This is a genomic window from Chitinophaga sedimenti (assembly GCF_023156195.1).
Lineage (GTDB): Bacteria > Bacteroidota > Bacteroidia > Chitinophagales > Chitinophagaceae > Chitinophaga > Chitinophaga sedimenti.
The window spans coordinates 1,896,277-1,914,945 of the sequence record NZ_JAKUKA010000001.1; the positions used below are offsets into that span (position 1 = coordinate 1,896,277).

At 52.2% G+C, this 18,669-nt stretch carries 22 protein-coding genes; 13 read left to right on the forward strand and 9 right to left on the reverse strand.

Annotated elements, in window-relative coordinates; translation table 11 throughout:
- Positions 1 to 20: 20 nt before the first annotated feature.
- On the reverse strand, positions 21 to 776 hold the full coding sequence (locus MKQ70_RS10825) for a class I SAM-dependent methyltransferase (protein WP_248070638.1): 756 nt from the start codon (positions 774 to 776) through the stop codon (positions 21 to 23).
- Positions 777 to 1,046: 270 nt separating this feature from the next.
- Here MKQ70_RS10825 and MKQ70_RS10830 point away from each other — a divergent pair, with 270 nt between their 5' ends.
- From MKQ70_RS10830 to MKQ70_RS10840, 3 genes are read left to right on the forward strand one after another with little or no spacing between them, the layout of a single operon-like run.
- Positions 1,047 to 2,201: a DUF7133 domain-containing protein gene (locus MKQ70_RS10830; protein WP_248070640.1), complete on the forward strand. Its 1,155-nt coding sequence runs from the start codon at positions 1,047 to 1,049 to the stop codon at positions 2,199 to 2,201.
- Positions 2,123 to 4,006 carry a HEAT repeat domain-containing protein gene (locus MKQ70_RS10835; protein ID WP_248070642.1) on the forward strand — a complete coding sequence of 628 codons (1,884 nt, stop codon included), beginning with the start codon at positions 2,123 to 2,125 and terminating at the stop codon, positions 4,004 to 4,006. The genes MKQ70_RS10830 and MKQ70_RS10835 overlap by 79 nt, the downstream gene beginning before the upstream one ends.
- A complete protein-coding gene (locus MKQ70_RS10840) occupies positions 4,006 to 4,452 on the forward strand; it encodes a c-type cytochrome (protein WP_248070643.1) in 447 nt (148 codons plus the stop codon). Before MKQ70_RS10835 ends, MKQ70_RS10840 begins: the two co-directional genes overlap by 1 nt.
- Before the next feature lie 52 nt (positions 4,453 to 4,504).
- Here MKQ70_RS10840 and MKQ70_RS10845 read toward each other — a convergent pair whose 3' ends face one another.
- The 3 genes from MKQ70_RS10845 to MKQ70_RS10855 all read right to left on the reverse strand — a co-directional run bounded on the left by MKQ70_RS10845 (position 4,505) and on the right by MKQ70_RS10855 (position 6,358).
- Complete coding sequence (locus tag MKQ70_RS10845) at positions 4,505 to 4,762, reverse strand: hypothetical protein (RefSeq protein ID WP_248070645.1); 258 nt, start codon at positions 4,760 to 4,762, stop codon at positions 4,505 to 4,507.
- 119 nt (positions 4,763 to 4,881) lie between these two features.
- Entirely contained in the window at positions 4,882 to 5,730 is an 849-nt protein-coding gene (locus MKQ70_RS10850) for an alpha-amylase domain-containing protein (RefSeq protein ID WP_248070646.1), read from the reverse strand.
- On the reverse strand, positions 5,681 to 6,358 hold the full coding sequence (locus MKQ70_RS10855; protein WP_248070648.1) for an alpha-amylase family glycosyl hydrolase: 678 nt from the start codon (positions 6,356 to 6,358) through the stop codon (positions 5,681 to 5,683). Before MKQ70_RS10855 ends, MKQ70_RS10850 begins: the two co-directional genes overlap by 50 nt.
- A gap of 276 nt (positions 6,359 to 6,634) precedes the next feature.
- Between MKQ70_RS10855 and MKQ70_RS10860 the strand changes: the two genes are divergently transcribed.
- A complete protein-coding gene (locus MKQ70_RS10860) occupies positions 6,635 to 7,003 on the forward strand; it encodes a YccF domain-containing protein (RefSeq protein ID WP_248070650.1) in 369 nt (122 codons plus the stop codon).
- Here the strand turns inward: MKQ70_RS10860 and MKQ70_RS10865 are convergent.
- Both MKQ70_RS10865 and MKQ70_RS10870 read right to left on the reverse strand, forming a co-directional pair.
- Positions 6,905 to 7,657: a YceI family protein gene (locus tag MKQ70_RS10865; protein ID WP_248070652.1), complete on the reverse strand. Its 753-nt coding sequence runs from the start codon at positions 7,655 to 7,657 to the stop codon at positions 6,905 to 6,907. The genes MKQ70_RS10860 and MKQ70_RS10865 overlap by 99 nt on opposite strands.
- A gap of 111 nt (positions 7,658 to 7,768) precedes the next feature.
- Positions 7,769 to 8,545: a glycoside hydrolase family 16 protein gene (locus MKQ70_RS10870; protein ID WP_248070654.1), complete on the reverse strand. Its 777-nt coding sequence runs from the start codon at positions 8,543 to 8,545 to the stop codon at positions 7,769 to 7,771.
- Between the two features lie 46 nt (positions 8,546 to 8,591).
- On the opposite strand from MKQ70_RS10870, the gene MKQ70_RS10875 reads away from it, so the two are divergent.
- The gene (locus tag MKQ70_RS10875) at positions 8,592 to 9,179 is read left to right on the forward strand and encodes a 5'-methylthioadenosine/S-adenosylhomocysteine nucleosidase family protein (RefSeq protein ID WP_248070656.1); all 588 of its coding nucleotides are present in this window, start codon (positions 8,592 to 8,594) and stop codon (positions 9,177 to 9,179) included.
- Positions 9,180 to 9,219: 40 nt separating this feature from the next.
- Here MKQ70_RS10875 and MKQ70_RS10880 read toward each other — a convergent pair whose 3' ends face one another.
- Positions 9,220 to 9,747 (reverse strand): hypothetical protein, encoded by a 528-nt coding sequence (locus MKQ70_RS10880; protein ID WP_248070658.1) that lies wholly within the window; start codon positions 9,745 to 9,747, stop codon positions 9,220 to 9,222.
- Positions 9,748 to 9,818: 71 nt separating this feature from the next.
- On the opposite strand from MKQ70_RS10880, the gene MKQ70_RS10885 reads away from it, so the two are divergent.
- Together MKQ70_RS10885 and MKQ70_RS10890 are read left to right on the forward strand one after the other, a co-directional pair.
- Positions 9,819 to 10,361 (forward strand): alpha/beta hydrolase, encoded by a 543-nt coding sequence (locus MKQ70_RS10885; RefSeq protein ID WP_248070660.1) that lies wholly within the window; start codon positions 9,819 to 9,821, stop codon positions 10,359 to 10,361.
- Between the two features lie 17 nt (positions 10,362 to 10,378).
- Positions 10,379 to 10,621, forward strand: a complete 243-nt coding sequence (locus tag MKQ70_RS10890; RefSeq protein WP_248070661.1) for a hypothetical protein — start codon at positions 10,379 to 10,381, stop codon at positions 10,619 to 10,621.
- 38 nt (positions 10,622 to 10,659) lie between these two features.
- Here the strand turns inward: MKQ70_RS10890 and MKQ70_RS10895 are convergent, their stop codons facing one another.
- Together MKQ70_RS10895 and MKQ70_RS10900 are read right to left on the reverse strand one after the other, a co-directional pair.
- Positions 10,660 to 12,009 carry a hypothetical protein gene (locus tag MKQ70_RS10895; protein ID WP_248070663.1) on the reverse strand — a complete coding sequence of 450 codons (1,350 nt, stop codon included), beginning with the start codon at positions 12,007 to 12,009 and terminating at the stop codon, positions 10,660 to 10,662.
- 80 nt (positions 12,010 to 12,089) lie between these two features.
- A complete protein-coding gene (locus MKQ70_RS10900) occupies positions 12,090 to 13,022 on the reverse strand; it encodes a hypothetical protein (protein ID WP_248070665.1) in 933 nt (310 codons plus the stop codon).
- Positions 13,023 to 13,103: 81 nt separating this feature from the next.
- Here MKQ70_RS10900 and MKQ70_RS10905 point away from each other — a divergent pair, with 81 nt between their 5' ends.
- From MKQ70_RS10905 to MKQ70_RS10930, 6 genes are all read left to right on the forward strand, one after another.
- On the forward strand, positions 13,104 to 13,685 hold the full coding sequence (locus MKQ70_RS10905; protein ID WP_248070667.1) for a pseudouridine synthase: 582 nt from the start codon (positions 13,104 to 13,106) through the stop codon (positions 13,683 to 13,685).
- Positions 13,658 to 13,843, forward strand: a complete 186-nt coding sequence (locus tag MKQ70_RS10910) for a hypothetical protein (RefSeq protein WP_248070668.1) — start codon at positions 13,658 to 13,660, stop codon at positions 13,841 to 13,843. The genes MKQ70_RS10905 and MKQ70_RS10910 overlap by 28 nt, the downstream gene beginning before the upstream one ends.
- A 105-nt stretch (positions 13,844 to 13,948) precedes the next feature.
- On the forward strand, positions 13,949 to 14,785 hold the full coding sequence (locus tag MKQ70_RS10915; RefSeq protein ID WP_248070670.1) for a universal stress protein: 837 nt from the start codon (positions 13,949 to 13,951) through the stop codon (positions 14,783 to 14,785).
- Between the two features lie 5 nt (positions 14,786 to 14,790).
- A complete protein-coding gene (locus tag MKQ70_RS10920; RefSeq protein ID WP_248070672.1) occupies positions 14,791 to 16,743 on the forward strand; it encodes a cation-translocating P-type ATPase in 1,953 nt (650 codons plus the stop codon).
- Positions 16,744 to 16,771: 28 nt separating this feature from the next.
- Complete coding sequence (locus tag MKQ70_RS10925; protein ID WP_248070674.1) at positions 16,772 to 17,368, forward strand: cation transporting ATPase C-terminal domain-containing protein; 597 nt, start codon at positions 16,772 to 16,774, stop codon at positions 17,366 to 17,368.
- 34 nt (positions 17,369 to 17,402) lie between these two features.
- Positions 17,403 to 18,611 (forward strand): GNAT family N-acetyltransferase, encoded by a 1,209-nt coding sequence (locus MKQ70_RS10930; RefSeq protein ID WP_248070676.1) that lies wholly within the window; start codon positions 17,403 to 17,405, stop codon positions 18,609 to 18,611.
- Positions 18,612 to 18,669 lie beyond the last annotated feature (58 nt).

Genomic DNA, 18,669 nt, shown 5'->3' on the forward strand with positions numbered 1-18,669 from the left:
CCACAGAAACGAACAGGTATTTACACTACGCCCAAATACAATTTAGTCGTATAGTTAAATTTCACAATCCGCTGCTCATTATATTTCTCGAAAATTTCCTCCAGCCTGTTCAGCATCGGCAGGTACAAGGGATGTTCTTCTGTTGGGGTATAGGAAGAAGATAACAGCCGCCCTTTTAAGCCTGCGTAGTCGAAGAACTGCGCGTTCCGGAAGGTCTGCTCCTCGAATTGACCGTTCTTAAAAAAGGAGGCCAGCTGCGCCGGACCGATATTGCGATGGTCCACTTCCACGTAATCCACGCCGTAACGCTTCAGCAGGTCTTCAAAAGCATTTTCAAATGCGCTGTCGGTAAGGCGTTCGTTCCAGATGAGCACCACCTTCGCTCCTTCGCGCCCGATGCGGCGGAATTCCGCCCTGGCAGCATCCCGGTTAAACCAGTGAAACGCCTGGCCCGCCAGAATCAAATCCACCGAAGCATCCGGCAGCGTCGTGTGCTCGGCCGAGCCGTTCACCACCGTAAACTGCGGATGATGATGCAGCTGCCGTTCCGCCGCGAGACGCATTTCCTTATTCGGCTCCACCCCGATCACCTGGTTGCCATGTTCCGGGAACAACAGCGATGAGATGCCGGTCCCCACGCCAATATCCGCCACGACCGTTTCTGACGTGAGCCCGGCATGTTCCGCCAGGTACGATATGATGGCCTCCGGGTAATGCGGACGGTACTTCACGTAATTGTCTACACGATTGGAAAAGCGTTCAGTGTTTTTCATCATCTTAAAATTACCGATAAAAAACGGATGCACGCCGTTAAATTAGCGCAAATAACAAGGCACGATCAACCTGCCCTTTCACATAAGCCCATATCCGAAACTCACCGGTGGGTGCCGCGCTTCCTGCAGACTGATCCTCCTTTTTTGCGAAACTTTATCTTAGGGATAAGGAAAAAAATGCTTGCCACCCATCAATAACCCTTCTTTTCCGGATTTTTTTATTATATCTTGATTGGCTGACAAATTGCTTGTTGCAGCAACTCCTTAATGAACATGAAAAAACTGATGGCAACGCCCGCTACAATGAAAAAACTACTTCCCGCCACCCTCCTGTTAGGTGCTATTGCCTGCCAGGACTCCGGACCGGCCGACAAACGCATCAAAGAGTACGACTCCTCCTTTACCGCTAAACTGGCCGATTCTATCCAGAACGCCGTTAAACCGGTATTGGCAGAGGGGCTTGAGATGAAACTCTGGGGCATCGATTCCCTTGTCATTTCGCCGATCGCAATCGATATCGACGACAAGGGGCGCCTGTACTACACCACTACCACCAGGCAAAACAACTCCGAATTCGATATCCGCGGGCACCGCGACTGGGAGATCCCGTCTATCAGCCTGCAAACCGTGGAAGACCGCCGCGCCTTCCTCCGGAAAGAGTTAAGTCCCGAAAACAGCGAGAAGAACCGCAGCTGGCTGAAGGACCTCAACGGCGACAGCTCCCATGACTGGCGCGATCTTACGATTGAAACGGAGCATGTATACCGTCTTGAAGACAAGAACAACGATGGCGTAGCCGATATGGCGCAGTTGGTGGTCGACGACTTCCACGATGAGGTAACCGACGTAGCAGGCGGCGTACTCGCCGATGGCGGTGACTTGTACGTAGCCGTAGCGCCCGACCTGTGGCGGATGAAAGATAAAAATGGCGATGGTATCGCTGATGATAAGAAATCTATTTCTACCGGTTACGCCGTACACGTTGGCTTCAGCGGCCATGGTATGTCTGGCGTGGAAATGGGTCCCGATGGCCGTATTTACTGGCAGATCGGGGATATTGGTTTTAATGGCAAAGGCCCTAATGGCGAAAAGTACGAACACCCGAACAGTGGTGTGGTAGTACGTTCTAACCCCGACGGCAGCGACTTTGAGGTATTCGCCTATGGTGTGCGCAATACCCACGAATTTGTGTTCGATGAGTATGCTAACCTGATCAGTGAAGACAATGACGGCGACCATCCCGGTGAAAAAGAGCGCCTCGTGTACATCGTAAATGGTTCCGACGCCGGCTGGCGCAGCAACTGGCAGTATGGTAAATACCGCGACGAAGACAACAATACTTATAAGGTATGGATGGACGAGAAAATGTACCTCCCCGCTGGGATGGTCAGGCGGCCTACATCACGCCCTGTATCGCGAACTATGTGAGCGGTCCCTGTGGCATGGTGTACAACCCCGGCACCGCACTCGGTCCCGAGTATAAAAACAATTTCTTTATTGCTGAATTCGTGGGTAACCCTTCCGGCTCCGGCGTGCATGCGTTTAAGTTAAATCCCAAAGGCGCTTCGTTCGACCTGGGCGAAAGCAAAAGGATCGTAAGCGGGATTTTGCCTACCGGTATGGACTTTGGTCCTGATGGCGCCCTCTACATCGCCGACTGGATCGATGGCTGGGATACGCACAACTACGGCCGCATCTGGAAAATGGATGTAAAAGGAGCCGCCGGTTCAGCTGCCCGCAAGGAAGTACAAAGCTTGCTGGCTGCCGACTTCGGCGATAAAAAAGTAGCCGATCTCGCCAACCTGCTGAAGCACGAAGACATGCGCATCCGCATGAAAGCACAGTTTGAGCTGGTGAAAAGAAAAGACAGCGACGTATTCAAAGCCGCACTGGCGCAGAAAACACACCAGCTGTCACGCGTGCACGGCATCTGGGGACTGGCGCAATTAGCCCGCCAGGACAAGAAACACGCCGAAGCACTGGTACCCGTACTGAGAGATGCCGATCCTGAAATCCGCGCGCAGGCTGCTAAATGGCTGGGGGACATTCGTTACGCAGAAGCAGGAGCTGCATTAATCCCTTTGTTGAAAGATACCGCTTCCCGTGCGCGCTTCTTTGCTGCTGAAGCATTGGGCCGAATGAAATACAAAGCAGGCGTACAACCGATCATCGCTATGCTGGAAGCCAACAATGATACCGATGCTTACCTGCGTCACGCGGGTGCGGCTGCACTGGCCAATATCCACGACGTAGCGCCGGTAGCGGCATTGTCTACACATCCTTCCCGCGCGCTGAGAATCGCAGCAGTAGTAGCATTAAGAAGAATGAGCGATCCCGCGGTAGCGAGGTTCCTGTCCGACACCTCGGAATTTATCGTAACCGAAGCCGCCCGTGCAATCAACGACGACCTGTCGATCCCCGAAGCATTACCTGCTTTGGCGGGCTTGCTGAATACCACCACCTTTAAGAACGAGCCGCTGGTTCGCCGTATCATCAGCGCTAACCTTCGCGTGGCCAAAGATGAGAACCTGCAAAACCTCGTGACATACGCACAACAAACCGCCAACCCCGCCCCTATGCGCGCCGAAGCTGTAGATGTGTTAAGCGTTTGGAGCAAACCATCTGTGCTCGACCGTGTAGACGGAAGGCTGCGTGGACCCGTTACCCGCGATGCCGCGCCGGTGGTTAACAAGGCCGCAACAGCGTTAACAGGTTTATTAAACGACAAGGAGATAGCCGTTAGACTGAGCGCTGCGAAAGCGATTCAGAAGATCAACATAAAAACTTCGGCAGATCAACTGCTGGCTACCTTAAAAGCAGACAAGGAACCTAAAGTGCGCATCGCTTCCCTGAAAGCGATCGTATCGTTACAGGCGCCTCAGGCGGAACAGGCCATCAGTACTGCTTTGGCGGATAAAGAGAAAGACGTGCGCGTGGCAGGCCTCGACCTGATGGAGAAAATGAGCATGTCGAAAGAAGTAATGGTGAAACTGCTGAACGATGTGATCGCGAACCGTACGATGGAAGAAAAACAAGCCGCCGTACTGGCTTTGGGCAAACTGCCTGTCGCCAATACCCAACAAAGCTTCGACGCCCTGCTGGCTAAAATGGCCGCCGGCACGCTGAGCCCTGACATCTACCGGAACTGGGCGAAGCCATCGACAGCTCCAAATCAGCACCGCTGGCCGCGAAATACAAAGAGATCAGCAGCAAGTTTTCTGAAGATGACCTGATGGCCTCTTACGCCAGCAGCCTCAATGGCGGCGATCCTAACCGCGGAAGGCGCATCTTCTTCCAGAACCAAAATGCACAATGTATGCGCTGCCACTCTTACGATGACAAAGGCGGTAACGCCGGCCCGCGCCTGAACGGCGTAGCAGGCCGCATTTCACGTGAGCAAATTCTGCAAGCGCTGATTAACCCGAGCGCACGGCTGGCCCCAGGTTTCGGCATGGTGAGCCTCGAACTGAAAGATGGGAAGAAGATCTTTGGTACCATTCAGAATGAAAGCAAAACAAGCATTACGGTGAAAGAAGGCAGTGATCCCGATAAGACGATTGCCGCAGCGGATATTAAATCCAAAAAATATGCGCTGTCGAGTATGCCGGATATGAAGACGTTATTGTCGAAGAAGGAGATTCGCGATGTAGTGAGTTTCCTGGCGACGTTGAAAGAGTAAAACAAAAGAAGCCAGCCCTTAAAGGCTGGCTTCTTCATATAATGGAGATATATCAGTTCCGGTTTGCGTGCATATAAGCTTCGTACGCTTCTTTGGTCCAGTGCTGATAGTCCTGCAGACTGATGCCCAACTTCTCATCGCGTTCTACTTCTTTATATGCGCGGCAATCCCAATACCCGTTCGCGAGTGAGCGAACATTATCCGATACGACTGCCGGCACACTTTCATAATCTGCCGGGTAGCTTTTATAATTACCAATTGCTAATTGCTGTACTTCTTTTCTAACGGCATCTTTGGTTATTCTAGACATGGTTCAAATATTTGGTTCATGACTAGTAGAACAAAAATGATTCCTGTAATGCCGGATGGCGGCTATTTTAAGATTTCTTTAAGAGAAACGATAAGGCAATGTTAAAGGCCCGGCAACACTTATTTTTTAACTGTCCACACACTCACGCCGCCTGCCGGGCACAAGAACGTACCCAAGCCGTTTTCATCTATCGTTACTTCCTCTTCCCGCTCCTGCAGCGCATCTGTGAACGTCATTCCTGCGTAACGCTGGCCTATCTCCATTGATTTGTGACCTTCCTCTCCGTTAGACAGAACCACTGCACATCCTTCGTGTTCCTCATTTCCTTCGCGCGTCCAGCCAATGCAGTTGGCATGATCGAAGTAATCTCGTTGCTGGCCGTATGCATTACCGCGGCGTAACTGCAACAGTTCCTGTATGTGTTTGCACTGTTCCGGGAAGATTTCATGATCGTTACCGTCCCGGCCCTTGTCTACATAATGCGCGCCATACACATCGGGGTAAAACAGGCAGGGATAACCGCCTTCGCGCAGCAGGATGATCGCATAGGCCAGCGGCTTGAACCATGCCTCTACCGGGGCCTCCAGCGCCTGCAACGGCTGCGTGTCGTGATTATCTACCACGGTTACCGCCAGTTCAGGTTTTGCCTGTACGAGGCTGTTATCGAGTATCGTACTCAGGTCGAAATCCTTGCCCTGTTGGGAGGCATGATGAAAATTGTGATGCAATGCGGCGTCAAATAGCGACATGCGGCCTTCCGTAGCTTCTATATAGCGGATGAGCAGGTGCAAATCGCCGGGCGCCCAGTATTCACCGATAGCAACGAGGTCGGGTTTTGTTTGCCGCTGGTAATCCAGCCATTCGTTATAAAATTTCGGGGAGATGTGTTTCACCGCGTCGAGGCGTACGCCGTCAACTTTAAACGTATCGAAATACCAGCGGCCCCATTTGTTGAGTTCTTCCAGCACAGCACTGTTGGAACTCGATATCGTCGAACATCAGGAAATCGTAATTACCCAGTTCATCGTCCACCATTTCTTCCCAGTCGTCGCCATACTCATTCATAATGCTGAAGATGCCGTCTTCCTGCAGGTCGGCCGCGTAATCCACGCCACTGAAACACATATGATCCCAGATGAAGTCGGAATACTTGCCCTTCCTGCCAGGGAAGGTGAATTTGGTGTAGGCATCTATCTCGAAAGGTTCGCTGGTAAACTCGTTGCGGTTATCGGGATTCACGCGGCGTACGGTCACCCTTTCTGTTTCGTCTGCCCCCGCCTTGTGGTTCAGTACAATGTCTGCGTACACCTGTATACCTTGCTGGTGACAGGCTTCTATGGCTTTTTCATATTGTTCGCGGGTGCCGTATTTAGTGCGCACCGTGCCTTTTTGGTCAAATTCCCCGAGGTCGTAGATATCGTAGGCGTCGTATCCCGCGCTGTTAGTACCTTCTTTGGCCTTATACGCCGGCGGGAACCATAGGGCGTTAATACCGGCTTCCGCGAGCTGTGGCGCATTGCGGGCGATGAGTTCCCATAGGTTATCTTCCGCCGTAATATACCAGTGGAAGTATTGCATCATTGTTCCGTTAATCATTGGGGATGTTTTTCCATCTACTTAACAAATTAAGGCCCAACCTGTTTTAACACGGCAATAAAAGCAGGCACAGCGGAAAAAACGCCACACTCCGTATATTGCCGCCGGAAATAGCGGAACATTCTGGTTTTTTTCGGCTGCGATCGGATTTTTTAATCCAAATTGTTTACTGCACAGCTTATCCTATATAAGTCCGGGATTTATCCATTTCCCTCTATTATTTACGCCGTTTCTGCCCTTGATACAGTCATTACCCGATATGTTGTATATTGTCGTATGAATCTCATCGGCAACCTTATCTGGCTTATTTTCGGCGGCTTTATTACCTGCATCGAGTATCTCGTATCAGGACTGCTGTTATGCCTCACCATCATTGGCATCCCATTCGGGCTGCAGTGTTTTAAAATCGCATTTTTTACCCTGCTGCCATTTGGCCGCCAGGTACGCGACGTACCGGGGCCAACGGGTTGTATTGCCACGGTGTTTAATATCATCTGGATTTTCTGCGGTGGTATCTGGATCGCGCTCACACACCTGTTCTTTGGGTTACTGCTGTGTGTGACGATTGTGGGGATTCCGTTCGGGTTGCAGCATTTTAAGTTGATGTCTTTGACGTTTGCGCCTTTTGGGAAGGAAATTTATTAAAAACGGGGCTGATGTACAAACCAGCCCCATTTTCATTTTACTTTTTGTTCCCTTCAATTGCAGTTCAATATCTATATCGTTCATAATCCGTTTATCGTCTGCCAGCGTATCAGCGGTAGCATACATCATTCCCCACTTCGTGCGATCTACTTTCAGCAGGGCCGCTAACGTCAGTTCGCCGTTCGCTACATTGATCTTTGCCGGGAAGCTGATCGGAAGTGTTTTTCCTACCATGGTAAGGTTACCGTTCACCGTGAAGTTGGCGCCATCTACCGCACCGGTAGCACCACCAGTATACGCTGCAATTTTGGTAATCTTAAAACGCAGGTCTGCATACTTCGCGATATCAAAAAAATCAGCGGTTTTCAGGTGATTAACCAATTCCGCTTTTAATTCCTCCGTAGGAAGGTTTAAGTTCTTGATCGTATTCAAGGGTAAAGAAAAAGTGCCGCCCATTACCTGGTCGTCTTTCACTTTCAGGGCAACGCTTTTTACGGCGATTTCTCCTTCATTAAAATAACCGGTTTTCAGATAGCCTTTCCATTCGGCGACAGACTGTTCGGCAACCAGTTCATAATCATCGCCTTCATCTTCTTTTTTGCAGCCCACGATCATCGCCAGGCCCAGTAACAACGCGCAATAGGTGTGTTTCATTTTTACTTGAGGTTTTATTGTGGCGCAAAGATAGAAGGGGATCATTTCGTACAGGCGTGCGAGGCATCGAAATGAGGGAATCGGTAGTTAAAGTGCCGGTAAGTTTTTATTCTATTGATAAACCCTCACATAATCCACCTCATACACAAACGGCAGATCATTATCATCCACCGGCCCCGGCCATCCGCCTTCGCGGCCCAGCGCAAGGTTTAGCAGCAAATAATACCGTTGCTGAAATATCTTCTTCACCTTTTCACTCTCCTGGCTGTAATCAAATGAGAAATACAGGTTATCGTCGTAATAGCAATCGATCTTCGCATCGCTCCACTCGATCGCATACACGTGAAATCCGTCCGCCGGCGCCACGTTCTTCTGCGTACCACCTTTCTGCTTGTGTTTGCCATCGTCGCCCTCCCAATGCATCGTACCATACACCGTTGTGGGCTCCTTACCTAAAAATTCCATGATATCGATCTCACCACATTCAGGCCAGCGCACAGCGCCATGATTGCTGCCGAGCATCCAGATAGCAGGCCACGAGCCTTTACCGGCGGGCAGTTTAGCGCGCACTTCCACGCGGCCGTACTGAAAATCGGCTTTGTCCTTTGTGATAATGCTGGCAGACGTGTACTTCGCGCCTTTATAATCTTCTTTTTTTGCTTCGATGCGCAGGTGACCGTTTTCCACGCGGGCATTTTCGGGACGATGACTGGTGTAATATTGCGGCTCTTTATTGCGTATAAAGCCTTGTTCATAGCTCCATTTCGTGGAATCGGGCAGACCGGTGTAATTGAACTCATCGCTCCACAACAGTTTGCGGCCGGCGTGTTTGCTGGCGGTACAGGCGGCCAGGCTGCAGCATGACAGTAATAGTATCAAGTATTTCATAGTTGCTTAAAATAGTAAAAATCCCGCGGTTTCTTATTTTTGCGGGATGATGAATGATATTATACGGGCAGCAGCTATTCCATCCCTCGATCCTTTATACGTGTTTGCACTGGAATCGGAAGCTGCCGGCGAGTTTGACGATTATCCCAAGTTGATTACCGGTATCGGCAAAGTGAGCGCCGCCTATCAGCTGACCAAAAGTATTCATACCCGGCGACCCGGACTCATCATAAACCTCGGTTCAGCAGGCAGTACGCGGTTCAAACGTGGCGAGGTGGTTTGCTGTAATACGTTTATCCAGCGCGATATGGATGTAACAGGACTCGGCTTCCCAAAATACGAAACGCCGCTATCCGGCTTTGGCCCCGTGCTGCAGTATGGTCTTCAGCTGGAAGGCGTGCAACAGGGTATCTGCGGCACAGGCGACAGCTTCGAAATGGCGCACAGCGTGGTCGAATATGATGTGCTGGACATGGAAGCCTATCCCCTGGCCCTGATTGCCAAACAGGAAAACATTCCCTTTCTCTGCTTAAAATATATTTCTGATGGTGCCGATGGTGGTGCGGCGGAAGAATGGACCATACAGGTGCACCTTGCGGCGGCAGCTCTCCGGAAAACATTGTCTGCGCTATAAACAAAACGCTCCGGCCATATTGACCGGAGCGTTCCTGTTATTATCGGATCTTTAAGATAGATTCAAATATCGGGGAAGGCACGTTGCCTTCATCCCATCCCTGCTGCAACCGGTACTGACCGCCGACGCGGCTCTCCAGGTACCAGGTAATGCCTTCCAACCCACGGCTTTGTGGCGGAATAGCCTGCGAAAGCTGGTCTGCCACTTCCTTCCATCGTGTATCTCTCAGTACGATCAATGTGTCGGCGACGATTACACCGTCCGGCCGCATTTCTTTGCGGTTCGCGTACACCACATCGTTGAACTTGTTGAGCCTTATCACCGTCAGGTTGGCCACGGCGGGCAACCAGGTGAGGCGAACGAAATCACCGTTTCCATTGTAACCGGCCAGGGACGGCTCCTTCATGGCGAACAATACACCGGAAGCCAGGTTCTTCCGGACGGAAGAGTCGTTTGGAAAATATACAGCTGCGCTGGTGGCGGGTTGCATCCTTTCTGTCACACGCACGCGGCTTTCTGAGCAGGCTGCGAGCAATAATACCAATCCTAATACTGGAAGTCGCTTCATTCCCCAAACTTATAAATATTTCTTCTCTAAATTGATATATTTGTTTCTCCACGTTCACACTTATTCGACCCATGAAACATTTCCCGATCGCAGCCGCCCTCGTCCTTCTTTTAGCTACGGACGCACATAGCCAGGAATTTAAGACCTACGCTTATAAAGACACCTTAAAGCTGGATGTTTTCACGCCTCCCGGCTTGCAACCTGGCGAACTAAGACCCGTGATGGTACTGTTTCACGGCGGCGGCTGGGTGCGCGGCACCCGTGACGTAATGTACCCGGAGTGCCGCTACTTCGTACAAAGGGGTTTCGTGACCATCACGGCCAGTTACAGTTTATTAAAACAGGGGGAAAGAGATAAGTCGATTTGCCTGCGGGATGTGAAGTCCGCCGTACGATGGGTATTGCAGCACGCGCAAGAGCTACATGCAGACAGCACCCAACTCGTTATGGGCGGAAGTTCCGCCGGTGGCCACCTTTCCAGTATGGCGGCGTTGGATACGAGCATTAACGCGATCGGTGAAACAACCATTCCCATTCGTCCCAAAGCATTGATCCTGCTTAATCCCGCATATGCCGCGACCGACCCGGTGGCGGTGGCGCCTTTGATAAGGTAAACAAACAGTCGCCTGCGGTGATCCAGTTCTTTGGCAGCGCCGATGAATGGAAATCCGGCGGCGATAAGTTCCGTGCTGTGCTGGACTCCGTTGGTGTACATAATGAATATTGGATTGCAGACGGTGGGCCACATACGTTCTACCGTCAAAAGGAATGGGCCGGCGAAACCATGTATAAAATGGATGCCTTTCTTGTATCGTTGGGGATATTAAAAAGCCCGGCGCCAAAGGCAGCCGGGCCGGAAAAGTATCATCATTGATTTCTGCCGCCACGCTGGGGCGCCGACCTCGCCGGCGCTCACTGCCTTTGTGGAGGAGGCGCGCTTCGCTGCGGCGTAGACTGCCGTTGCGCAGGTTGCGTACTCCTTTGCGGCATCGTTTGTCTGAAATTATCGTTGCGATTAGCCCCTCTTTCCCGGGAAGATTGCTGCCTGTCCAGGTCAGCGTTCCTGTTTTGTCCCGATGACTGCCACCGGCTATTGTTACGTTGATCCCAGCCGCCGTTGTTATTTCTTTGGTAGACGTTGCCGTCCGGGTCGGTAAGGACGTTATTGCTGTTGTTGTTAGGACGGGTAGCCGGACGTTGCGGGTTGGTACCCGGACGTGGTGTAGGATTCACCGGACGTGTAGGCGTAGTGCCCGGGACGCCGGGGCGTACGGGACGCGTATCATTACCAGGAGTGCCCGGACGAACAGGCGCAGTCCCCGGATTCGTTGGCCGCGTGTCATTACCCGGAGTACCCGGACGAACCGGCCGCGTGTCATTACCCGGAACACCCGGACGAACCGGCGAAGTCCCCGGCCGCACAATCCCCGGCCTAACATCCCGCGTATCCCTGATCCCCGCGGCACGATTGTAAATATTATTGCTATGCCCCCTGTTCACCGCCGCATAATTCGCACGCGCCGGCGCCGCATACATATTACGCGGACGATTCACCCGCACATTCGGACGCGTAGTACGAATAGGCGCACCCCGCCGGCCATAATAACCGCCATTCCAACCCCATGGCCGGTAAGGGGGCCGCCAGTAGGCAGGACCGCCAAACCATCCACCGTAATAAGGGTAACTGCCGCCCATATGGTACCAGCCAAAGTTGAACACCATGCCAAAGCTCATATTCCAGCCCGTCCATGGATTATAGCAAAAGCCAAATCCCCAGGTAACCGGTCGCGGGTAATAGTAACGGCGATACCACGGCCGGTAATACCACCCCGTGCCATATACGACCGTCGGCCCACTGATGTACGAACCCAGGTAACCAGGCGTATACCCCATATAAACATAATCCGGCGTGTAGTCATACACGTAAACATATTTCGTATTATAAGCGGGACTTTGCGGCGGAATGCGCTCCACATCGGTGGGGCGTTCGTTCGCTACCTCCCAGGGGCCGGTCGGCGTATTACTTACGAACCAGATCCCGTTATCTACCGCGAAATAGCGGCCGTCCGATGTTTGCAGTACTGTTACGTTCGCGTTCTCCGCAACCTGCAGGTTAGTATTGGCAATGGGCGAAAATTGCGGCGTACCATCGTAATGCACATCACACTGCGCGGTACGGCGGTCTACTTTCGCGGTTTGCGGCAATTGTGCATCCATCCGCGCCTCCTGCGCTTCCGTGGTACCTGCTACGCTAGCCAGCACCCCATCCTTTTCTGAACCCTGCGGTATCTTAGCAAAATCAGCCGGCAATTTATCGGCCGCAACGTACTGCCACGGCCCGCTCAGGTTAGGCGCACTGAACCAGCGGCCCGAAATAAGCGTGTACGTTCGCTGCGTCGTAATATCTTTAAAAATCTCATCAAGGGTATTATCAGCATATAAAGACCCGTACCGGCAACACTCTGGTAAGTAGCCGGTCCATCGGTCTGCAGCAGTTCCGCAGGTTTTGTACTGACCACGATTTCCGTTGGCTGCGTAGGCAGGTCGGAAGCCTGCAAATTCGCGTCCTCTTTCTCCCCCGCGCGCACCTCCCTGTCTAATTGGGAAAGAAAGGAAGGAAGCTTTTTCACATGCGCATACGGCCCCGTCGGGCTGCCGGCCGTATACCAGAAATTACTGGCGTACAGGTAATACTGTCGCGCCTTTGGATCCTTCACCACCAGGAAAGGCGTATTCACTACGCGGTCCAGCTTCAGGTTCTCGTCCTGCGATACCTGTGGCTCGCCGTCAAATAACACCAGTGTAGCAGCCTTGTCGCGGTAAAGAATATCCGGCGGTTCGTTATTAAGTCCGGCATCGTCGCGCTGTTCCTGTTGCAGCGTGGTAAGGAGCTGATCCAGTGATATTTCCATCTGCCATTTCGGTATTTCCTTTTCGATGAGCGCTGCAATGGCATTCACATCGGTTTGCCCGGTACTGTCCGCGAACCGCGCGTTGGTGATGTCCGGGCTTTCCAGCGTAGCCATCCGCGTATCCTTGTCCGTGTTCAACACCGCGTTAAACCAGATCGCACCGAACAAAGGCTCGGCCGTACCTGTTTTCTTCACAGACACTGCCGACCGGCCCGTTAATTGGTTGCCCTTCAGCGATTCCGGTTGTGGCTGGTAAATAGTAAGGCGGCCGCCATCAGACAACTTGATATCTTTAGGCCAGGTATTTTGCCCGCGCGCCAGCAGGGCGGGTAACAACAGCAGAAGGAGTAGGGTCTTTTTCATGATGTTCATTCCTTATTTGAACAATATTCCGGCCTAATAGTTCAGCCGGCTGTAATTTTAGTACATTTGCGCGGATTTCACATGGATAAAAGCATCAATAAATACATCGCCGAGACCGGCTTCTGCAGCAGACGGGAAGCGGATAAATACATTGAACAGGGCCGCGTGACCATCAATGATAACATCGCGTCCAAAGGCAACCGCGTGGAAGACGGCGATGTAGTGGAAGTTGACGGCGAGCCGCTGAAGAAGAAGTCGGCCCCGGTATATATCGCTCTTAACAAACCCAAGGGCATTACCTGTACCACTGATCTCAAAGACAAAACGAACATCATTGATTTCGTGAATTATAAGACCCGCGTATTCCCGATCGGGCGGCTGGATAAGCTGTCGGAAGGGCTCATCTTCCTGACCAATGATGGCGACATCGTGAATAAAGTGCTGCGGGCGGGCAATAAACACGAGAAAGAATACATCGTAACGGTAGATAAGCCCATCACGGTGGAATTCCTGAAGAATATGCGCGGCGGTGTACGCATTCTTAACACTGGACCAAACCCTGTTTCGTACAACAGGAAGGGACAGAAAGATTTCGTATTATCCTTACCCAGGGACTTAACCGCCAGATACGCCGCATGTGTGAGGCGCTGGATTATAAGGTGACCTCGCTGAAACGTACGCGCATCATGAACTTTACTTTAAAGGGACTGCAACCCGGCCACTGGCGGCACTTTACAAAAGACGAAGTAGCACAGATCAACGAGCTGGTAGCAAAGAGCAGCAAAACTGCCGACGGCGACCTGGGCGGGATGGACGAATAACAGCATACAGGCACAATTTATGAGCAGGATCATACCCCATATTAACGGCGCTCCTACCGTTATCTAACCCTCTTTTATTAAATTTGATAAAAATCAATCCATATTATGAAGAAAATCGCCGCCATATTTGATGGACTTAAGTTCTCCGAAAGTACCCTGCAGTATGCGATTGACATTGCGAAGGAACAGGCTTCTCACCTGACAGGCATCTTCCCTGACGATTTTATTTACAACAGTTTCAACATCAATAAACTGATTTCCGCCGGCGCCACTGCCGGTAAGATTGCGGAAATGGAGCAGCTGGACAAGCAGAAGCGCGACGAGGCCGCTGTTGCTTTCGGTAACGCAGCTACGAACGCGGGCCTGCCCTACAGCGTACACCGCGATAACAGCATTGCGATACAGGAAGTATTGCATGAAAGCATTTATGCTGACCTCATGGTCATCAATACTACCGAAACCTTTCAGCTGAAGGAACAGGCGCCACCGACGGACTTCATCCGCAGCCTTCTTAGCGAAGTGCAATGCCCGGTACTACTGGTACCCGCTGTCCACGTGCCTTTCAACAAAATTGTATTGTTATATGATGGCGAACCTTCTTCTGTTTTCGCGATCAAAATGTGTTGCTATTTACTGCCCTCGCTGCATCAGCTGCCCGTGCAGGTAATTTCCGTTAACGATCCCGGTGCGGGACTGCACCTCGATGATAATAAATTGATGCGTGAATTCCTCACGCTGCACTTCCCGCATGCTACCTACAAAGTGCTGGAAGGCCGGGTAGAGTCTACCATCCTCGAAGAACTGAAAGCACAGGGGCCTGGTGCACTGACGGTCCTTGGCGCGTACCGTCGCGGCATGGTATCCCGCTGGCTACGCGAAAGCATGGCCGATTTTTTGATGCGTGAACTAACGACACCCTTGTTTATTGCGCACAATAAATAGTATGTATGATGAACTGGCACCATTCGGATGTTGCCGCCGTAACCAGGGAACTGGGCACAGGCGACAAAGGACTTAGTACAGCTGAAGCCTTAAAACGACTGGAGCAATACGGCCCTAACGTACTGGAGAGTAAGGGGCGGAAAACTGCATGGTCCATCCTCCTGGCCCAGTTCAAAGACCTGATGATCATCATACTCGCCGCGGCCGCCGTTATCTCCGGCGTGGCCGGCGATCTCACCGACGCGATTATAATCATCGTTATCGTTATACTCAATGCCTTCGTGGGTTTCATACAGGAATACCGCGCCGAAAAAGCCATGGAAGCCTTGCAAAAGATGGCTGCTCCCAAGGCGCTGGTATTACGGGATGGAAAGGAAACACAGGTAGATGCGGACCAACTGGTGCCGGGCGATCTCGTGCTGCTCGAAGCCGGTGTAATCGTACCCGCCGACCTCCGGCTAACGGAAACGCATGCACTCCGCATAGAGGAAGCGGCCCTTACCGGCGAATCCGCCCCGGTTGATAAAACGGCGGAGGCATTAAAAGAAGAAGACCCGCCGTTTGGCGACCGGTTGAATATGGCCTACAAAAGCGCCATGGTCACAAAAGGCCGTGGAAGCGGTTTCGTAGTGGCCACAGGCATGAAAACAGAAGTTGGACGCATTGCCGAAATGTTACAGGGGAAAGAGGGCGAAACCCCATTACAGAAGCGCATGGCCGATTTCGGCCGCAAACTCTCCTACATCGTGATGGGTATTTGCGTGCTGCTCTTTGGTATCGGCATGTTACGCGGCGAAAATGCGATCACCATGCTTTTAACAGCTACTTCGCTGGCTGTTGCCGCCATTCCCGAAGCCCTGCCTGCACTGATCACCATCGCCCTCGCCAGGGGCGCTAAAAGGCTGGTCAAAAAGAATGCCCTCGTGCGTAAACTACCTGCCGTGGAAACACTCGGGTCAGTTAATTTCATTTGTACGGATAAAACAGGCACCCTCACGCAGAACCGCATGGAAGTCACGGCCGCAGAACCGGCCAGGCAAACGCCCGGGATAAATGATAACATCCCCCTCCTCTATCTCGCCATGGCCCTGAACCAGGATGCACGCAAAGATGATAAAGGCGAATGGACAGGCGATCCCACCGAAATAGCATTGATAAAATATGTCATCGATCAGTATGATGATGCGAAAGTGCAACAGCTACTCAGTAATTACAAACGCGTGGATGAATTGCCATTCGACTCCGACAGGAAGTTGATGAGTACTATTCATCGTTATGATGATAAATTTCTATTGATCACGAAAGGTGCTGCCGAAGCTGTAGCGCCCATCCTGAAAGACAAACAGGCGGCCGGAAAGATGAATAAAGACAGCAGTGATATGGCCGCGGAAGGCATGCGTGTGCTGGCCTATGGATATCGCATACTGGACAAACAACCGGCCGACGTGGCGGAAGACGAGCTGGAACGGGACCTTGAATATGCCGGCATCACCGGCATGATCGATCCGCCGAGAGAGGAAGTGAAAGCCGCCATTGCTGAATGTAAAACCGCCGGCATACAACCGGTCATGATTACCGGCGATCACCTGCAAACAGCGGCCGCTATTGGCCGCGATATCGGTTTATTATCAGAAAACGATGAAGTGATTGCAGGCGTAGACCTCGCTAAACTTAGTGATGAAGAACTGGACCAGCGGGTAGAAAAGATCAAGGTATATGCACGGGTTTCGCCGGAACAGAAGCTGAACATCGTTAAATCGCTGCAACGCACCGGGCACTATGCCGCCATGACAGGCGATGGCGTGAACGATGCGCCAAGCCTGCGTACAGCCAATATCGGCATCGCGATGGGCATCACGGGAACGGACGTAAGTAAAGAGGCCGCCCACATGATCCTGCTGGACGATAACTTCGCCACGATTGTACGCGCGGGTGAAAGAGGGCCGGCGCATCTATGACAACATCCGCAAATTTGTCAAGTACATTATGACCTGCAACGGCGCCGAGATCTGGACCTTCGTCCTGGCGCCAATTCTCGGGCTCCCCATTCCACTATTGCCCGTACATATCCTCTGGATCAACCTTGTAACCGACGGTCTTCCGGGATTGGCCCTCGCTGCGGAAAGTGCAGAACCCGACGTCATGAAAAGGCCTCCGGCCGATCCTGAAGAAAGCCTGTTTACCCGCGCCACCGGCATACACATTGTTTGGGTCGGATTACTGATGACGGCCGTTACTCTTGGCACCCAGGCATGGGCTATTCACATCGGCGACGCGCACTGGCAAACCATGGTATTCACCGTATTGTCTTTATCGCAGCTGGCGCACGTGATGGCCATTCGCAGCGATGTACTGATATTCAGACGCGGCCTGTTCTCCAACCTCCCGCTGGTAGGCGCAGTGTTGCTGACTTTCGGACTGCAGCTCCTCGTGATTTACCTTCCGGCCGCGCAGCACATTTTCAGAACGCAACCCTTAACCCTGGCCGAACTCGCTATCTGCATCGGTTTAGCCGGAGTGGTATTTCATGCGGTTGAATTTGAAAAACTACTCAAAAAAGGACGTATGCGAAAAGCGTATTAAGTCTTAACTTTAAGACAGCAAAATCTACCCCATTATGCCTGCGCAAACAGAACAACGCATCGCGGAAAACCATTACGAACTATATGCGCTGCACGCCCTCCTCAACGGCGGTGAAGTGCATGAGAAAGGCGGCTTGCGCTGGATTAACGCGGGCCCTGCGCACCACGGACAAATCATGTTTCCCACGATGGAAGACGACGCTGCCTCCGCCCTGCTGGACGAAATGATGGAGAGTTACCGCCGGCAGCCTGCGGATGGAATCGGTTGCTGGTCGTTATTGCCCGCACCGGAACACCTTGGCGCACGTTTGCTGGCCCGGGGCTTCCAACCCGGCTGGCAACCCTGCTGGATGTCAATGGCACTGGACAAAGCCCTCCCAGGGTTCAGTTTTCCCGAGGGGCTTTCTATTGAAGCAGATAACACTACTGATATTGAACCGCTGACCGACCTTCCTTATTCCGGCGGCAGTACCAAGATTACACCTGCTCTGATAAAGGCGTATCCGCAAAAAGCGCAACGTTTTCTTGCGAGGATGCATGGGGAGATCGTAGGTCAAAGTGCCCTGTTCTTCTCCGATGTGGCAGGCATTTATAATGTGGGCGTATTGCAGGCGTTCCGTGGCCGCGGACTTGGTAAAGCGCTAACCGCAGCGGCATGCCAGTACGCCCGCGAACAGGGTTACACACTCGCCACGCTCAATGCCTCCGATATGGGACAACCGATTTACGAGCAGATGGGCTTTAAGAAACTAGGTAATGGGATGACGTGGTGGATGAACGGAATGCGCGAAGTATCGCCACAGGAATCAGCATTTGCAGAAGCGGTGGCCTGCGGACATCTGGAGCGGCTGGGACATTTACCGCATGGCAACCTTGACCAGCCTATCGCCAACGGCATGAGCCTTATCGCGCTGGCGGCCTACTGCCACCAACCCGATGCAGCAGAATGGCTGGTGCATCACGGCGCCGCCTATACGGCGCTGGACGCCTGGGACCTGGGCTGGATCGAGCGCGCGGCAGATATGCTTACGCACAACCCGCAGGAAGTAAATCGCCTTTACGGCGAGTTCCGATATACCTTACTCCACATCGCCGCCCAGCGTAACGACGTAGGGCTCGCGCGGCTGGCCATCCAATTCCACCCCGATCTCACGATCCGTGACCGCTTCCACGACAGTACCGCGGCTGGCTGGGCAAACTTCTTCAAAAGAAGGGAAATAGCCGGGATTATTACGCAAAGCTGAAGTGTGCGACGCAACGAATGTTGATGAGCGGAAAGAAAGCTAATAAAATAAGCCGTAA

What these genes read in the sequence shown, in the direction of transcription:
- MKQ70_RS10825 (WP_248070638.1), bottom strand. Translation starts at nt 776, where the DNA reads ATGATGAAAAACACTGAACGCTTTTCCAATCGTGTAGACAATTACGTG.
- MKQ70_RS10830 (WP_248070640.1), top strand. Translation starts at nt 1,047, where the DNA reads ATGAAAAAACTGATGGCAACGCCCGCTACAATGAAAAAACTACTTCCC.
- MKQ70_RS10835 (WP_248070642.1), top strand. Translation starts at nt 2,123, where the DNA reads ATGGATGGACGAGAAAATGTACCTCCCCGCTGGGATGGTCAGGCGGCC.
- MKQ70_RS10840 (WP_248070643.1), top strand. Translation starts at nt 4,006, where the DNA reads ATGGCCTCTTACGCCAGCAGCCTCAATGGCGGCGATCCTAACCGCGGA.
- MKQ70_RS10845 (WP_248070645.1), bottom strand. Translation starts at nt 4,762, where the DNA reads ATGTCTAGAATAACCAAAGATGCCGTTAGAAAAGAAGTACAGCAATTA.
- MKQ70_RS10855 (WP_248070648.1), bottom strand. Translation starts at nt 6,358, where the DNA reads ATGATTAACGGAACAATGATGCAATACTTCCACTGGTATATTACGGCG.
- MKQ70_RS10860 (WP_248070650.1), top strand. Translation starts at nt 6,635, where the DNA reads ATGAATCTCATCGGCAACCTTATCTGGCTTATTTTCGGCGGCTTTATT.
- MKQ70_RS10865 (WP_248070652.1), bottom strand. Translation starts at nt 7,657, where the DNA reads ATGAAACACACCTATTGCGCGTTGTTACTGGGCCTGGCGATGATCGTG.
- MKQ70_RS10870 (WP_248070654.1), bottom strand. Translation starts at nt 8,545, where the DNA reads ATGAAATACTTGATACTATTACTGTCATGCTGCAGCCTGGCCGCCTGT.
- MKQ70_RS10875 (WP_248070656.1), top strand. Translation starts at nt 8,592, where the DNA reads ATGATGAATGATATTATACGGGCAGCAGCTATTCCATCCCTCGATCCT.
- MKQ70_RS10880 (WP_248070658.1), bottom strand. Translation starts at nt 9,747, where the DNA reads ATGAAGCGACTTCCAGTATTAGGATTGGTATTATTGCTCGCAGCCTGC.
- MKQ70_RS10885 (WP_248070660.1), top strand. Translation starts at nt 9,819, where the DNA reads ATGAAACATTTCCCGATCGCAGCCGCCCTCGTCCTTCTTTTAGCTACG.
- MKQ70_RS10900 (WP_248070665.1), bottom strand. Translation starts at nt 13,022, where the DNA reads ATGAAAAAGACCCTACTCCTTCTGCTGTTGTTACCCGCCCTGCTGGCG.
- MKQ70_RS10905 (WP_248070667.1), top strand. Translation starts at nt 13,104, where the DNA reads ATGGATAAAAGCATCAATAAATACATCGCCGAGACCGGCTTCTGCAGC.
- MKQ70_RS10910 (WP_248070668.1), top strand. Translation starts at nt 13,658, where the DNA reads ATGTGTGAGGCGCTGGATTATAAGGTGACCTCGCTGAAACGTACGCGC.
- MKQ70_RS10915 (WP_248070670.1), top strand. Translation starts at nt 13,949, where the DNA reads ATGAAGAAAATCGCCGCCATATTTGATGGACTTAAGTTCTCCGAAAGT.
- MKQ70_RS10920 (WP_248070672.1), top strand. Translation starts at nt 14,791, where the DNA reads ATGATGAACTGGCACCATTCGGATGTTGCCGCCGTAACCAGGGAACTG.
- MKQ70_RS10925 (WP_248070674.1), top strand. Translation starts at nt 16,772, where the DNA reads ATGACCTGCAACGGCGCCGAGATCTGGACCTTCGTCCTGGCGCCAATT.
- MKQ70_RS10930 (WP_248070676.1), top strand. Translation starts at nt 17,403, where the DNA reads ATGCCTGCGCAAACAGAACAACGCATCGCGGAAAACCATTACGAACTA.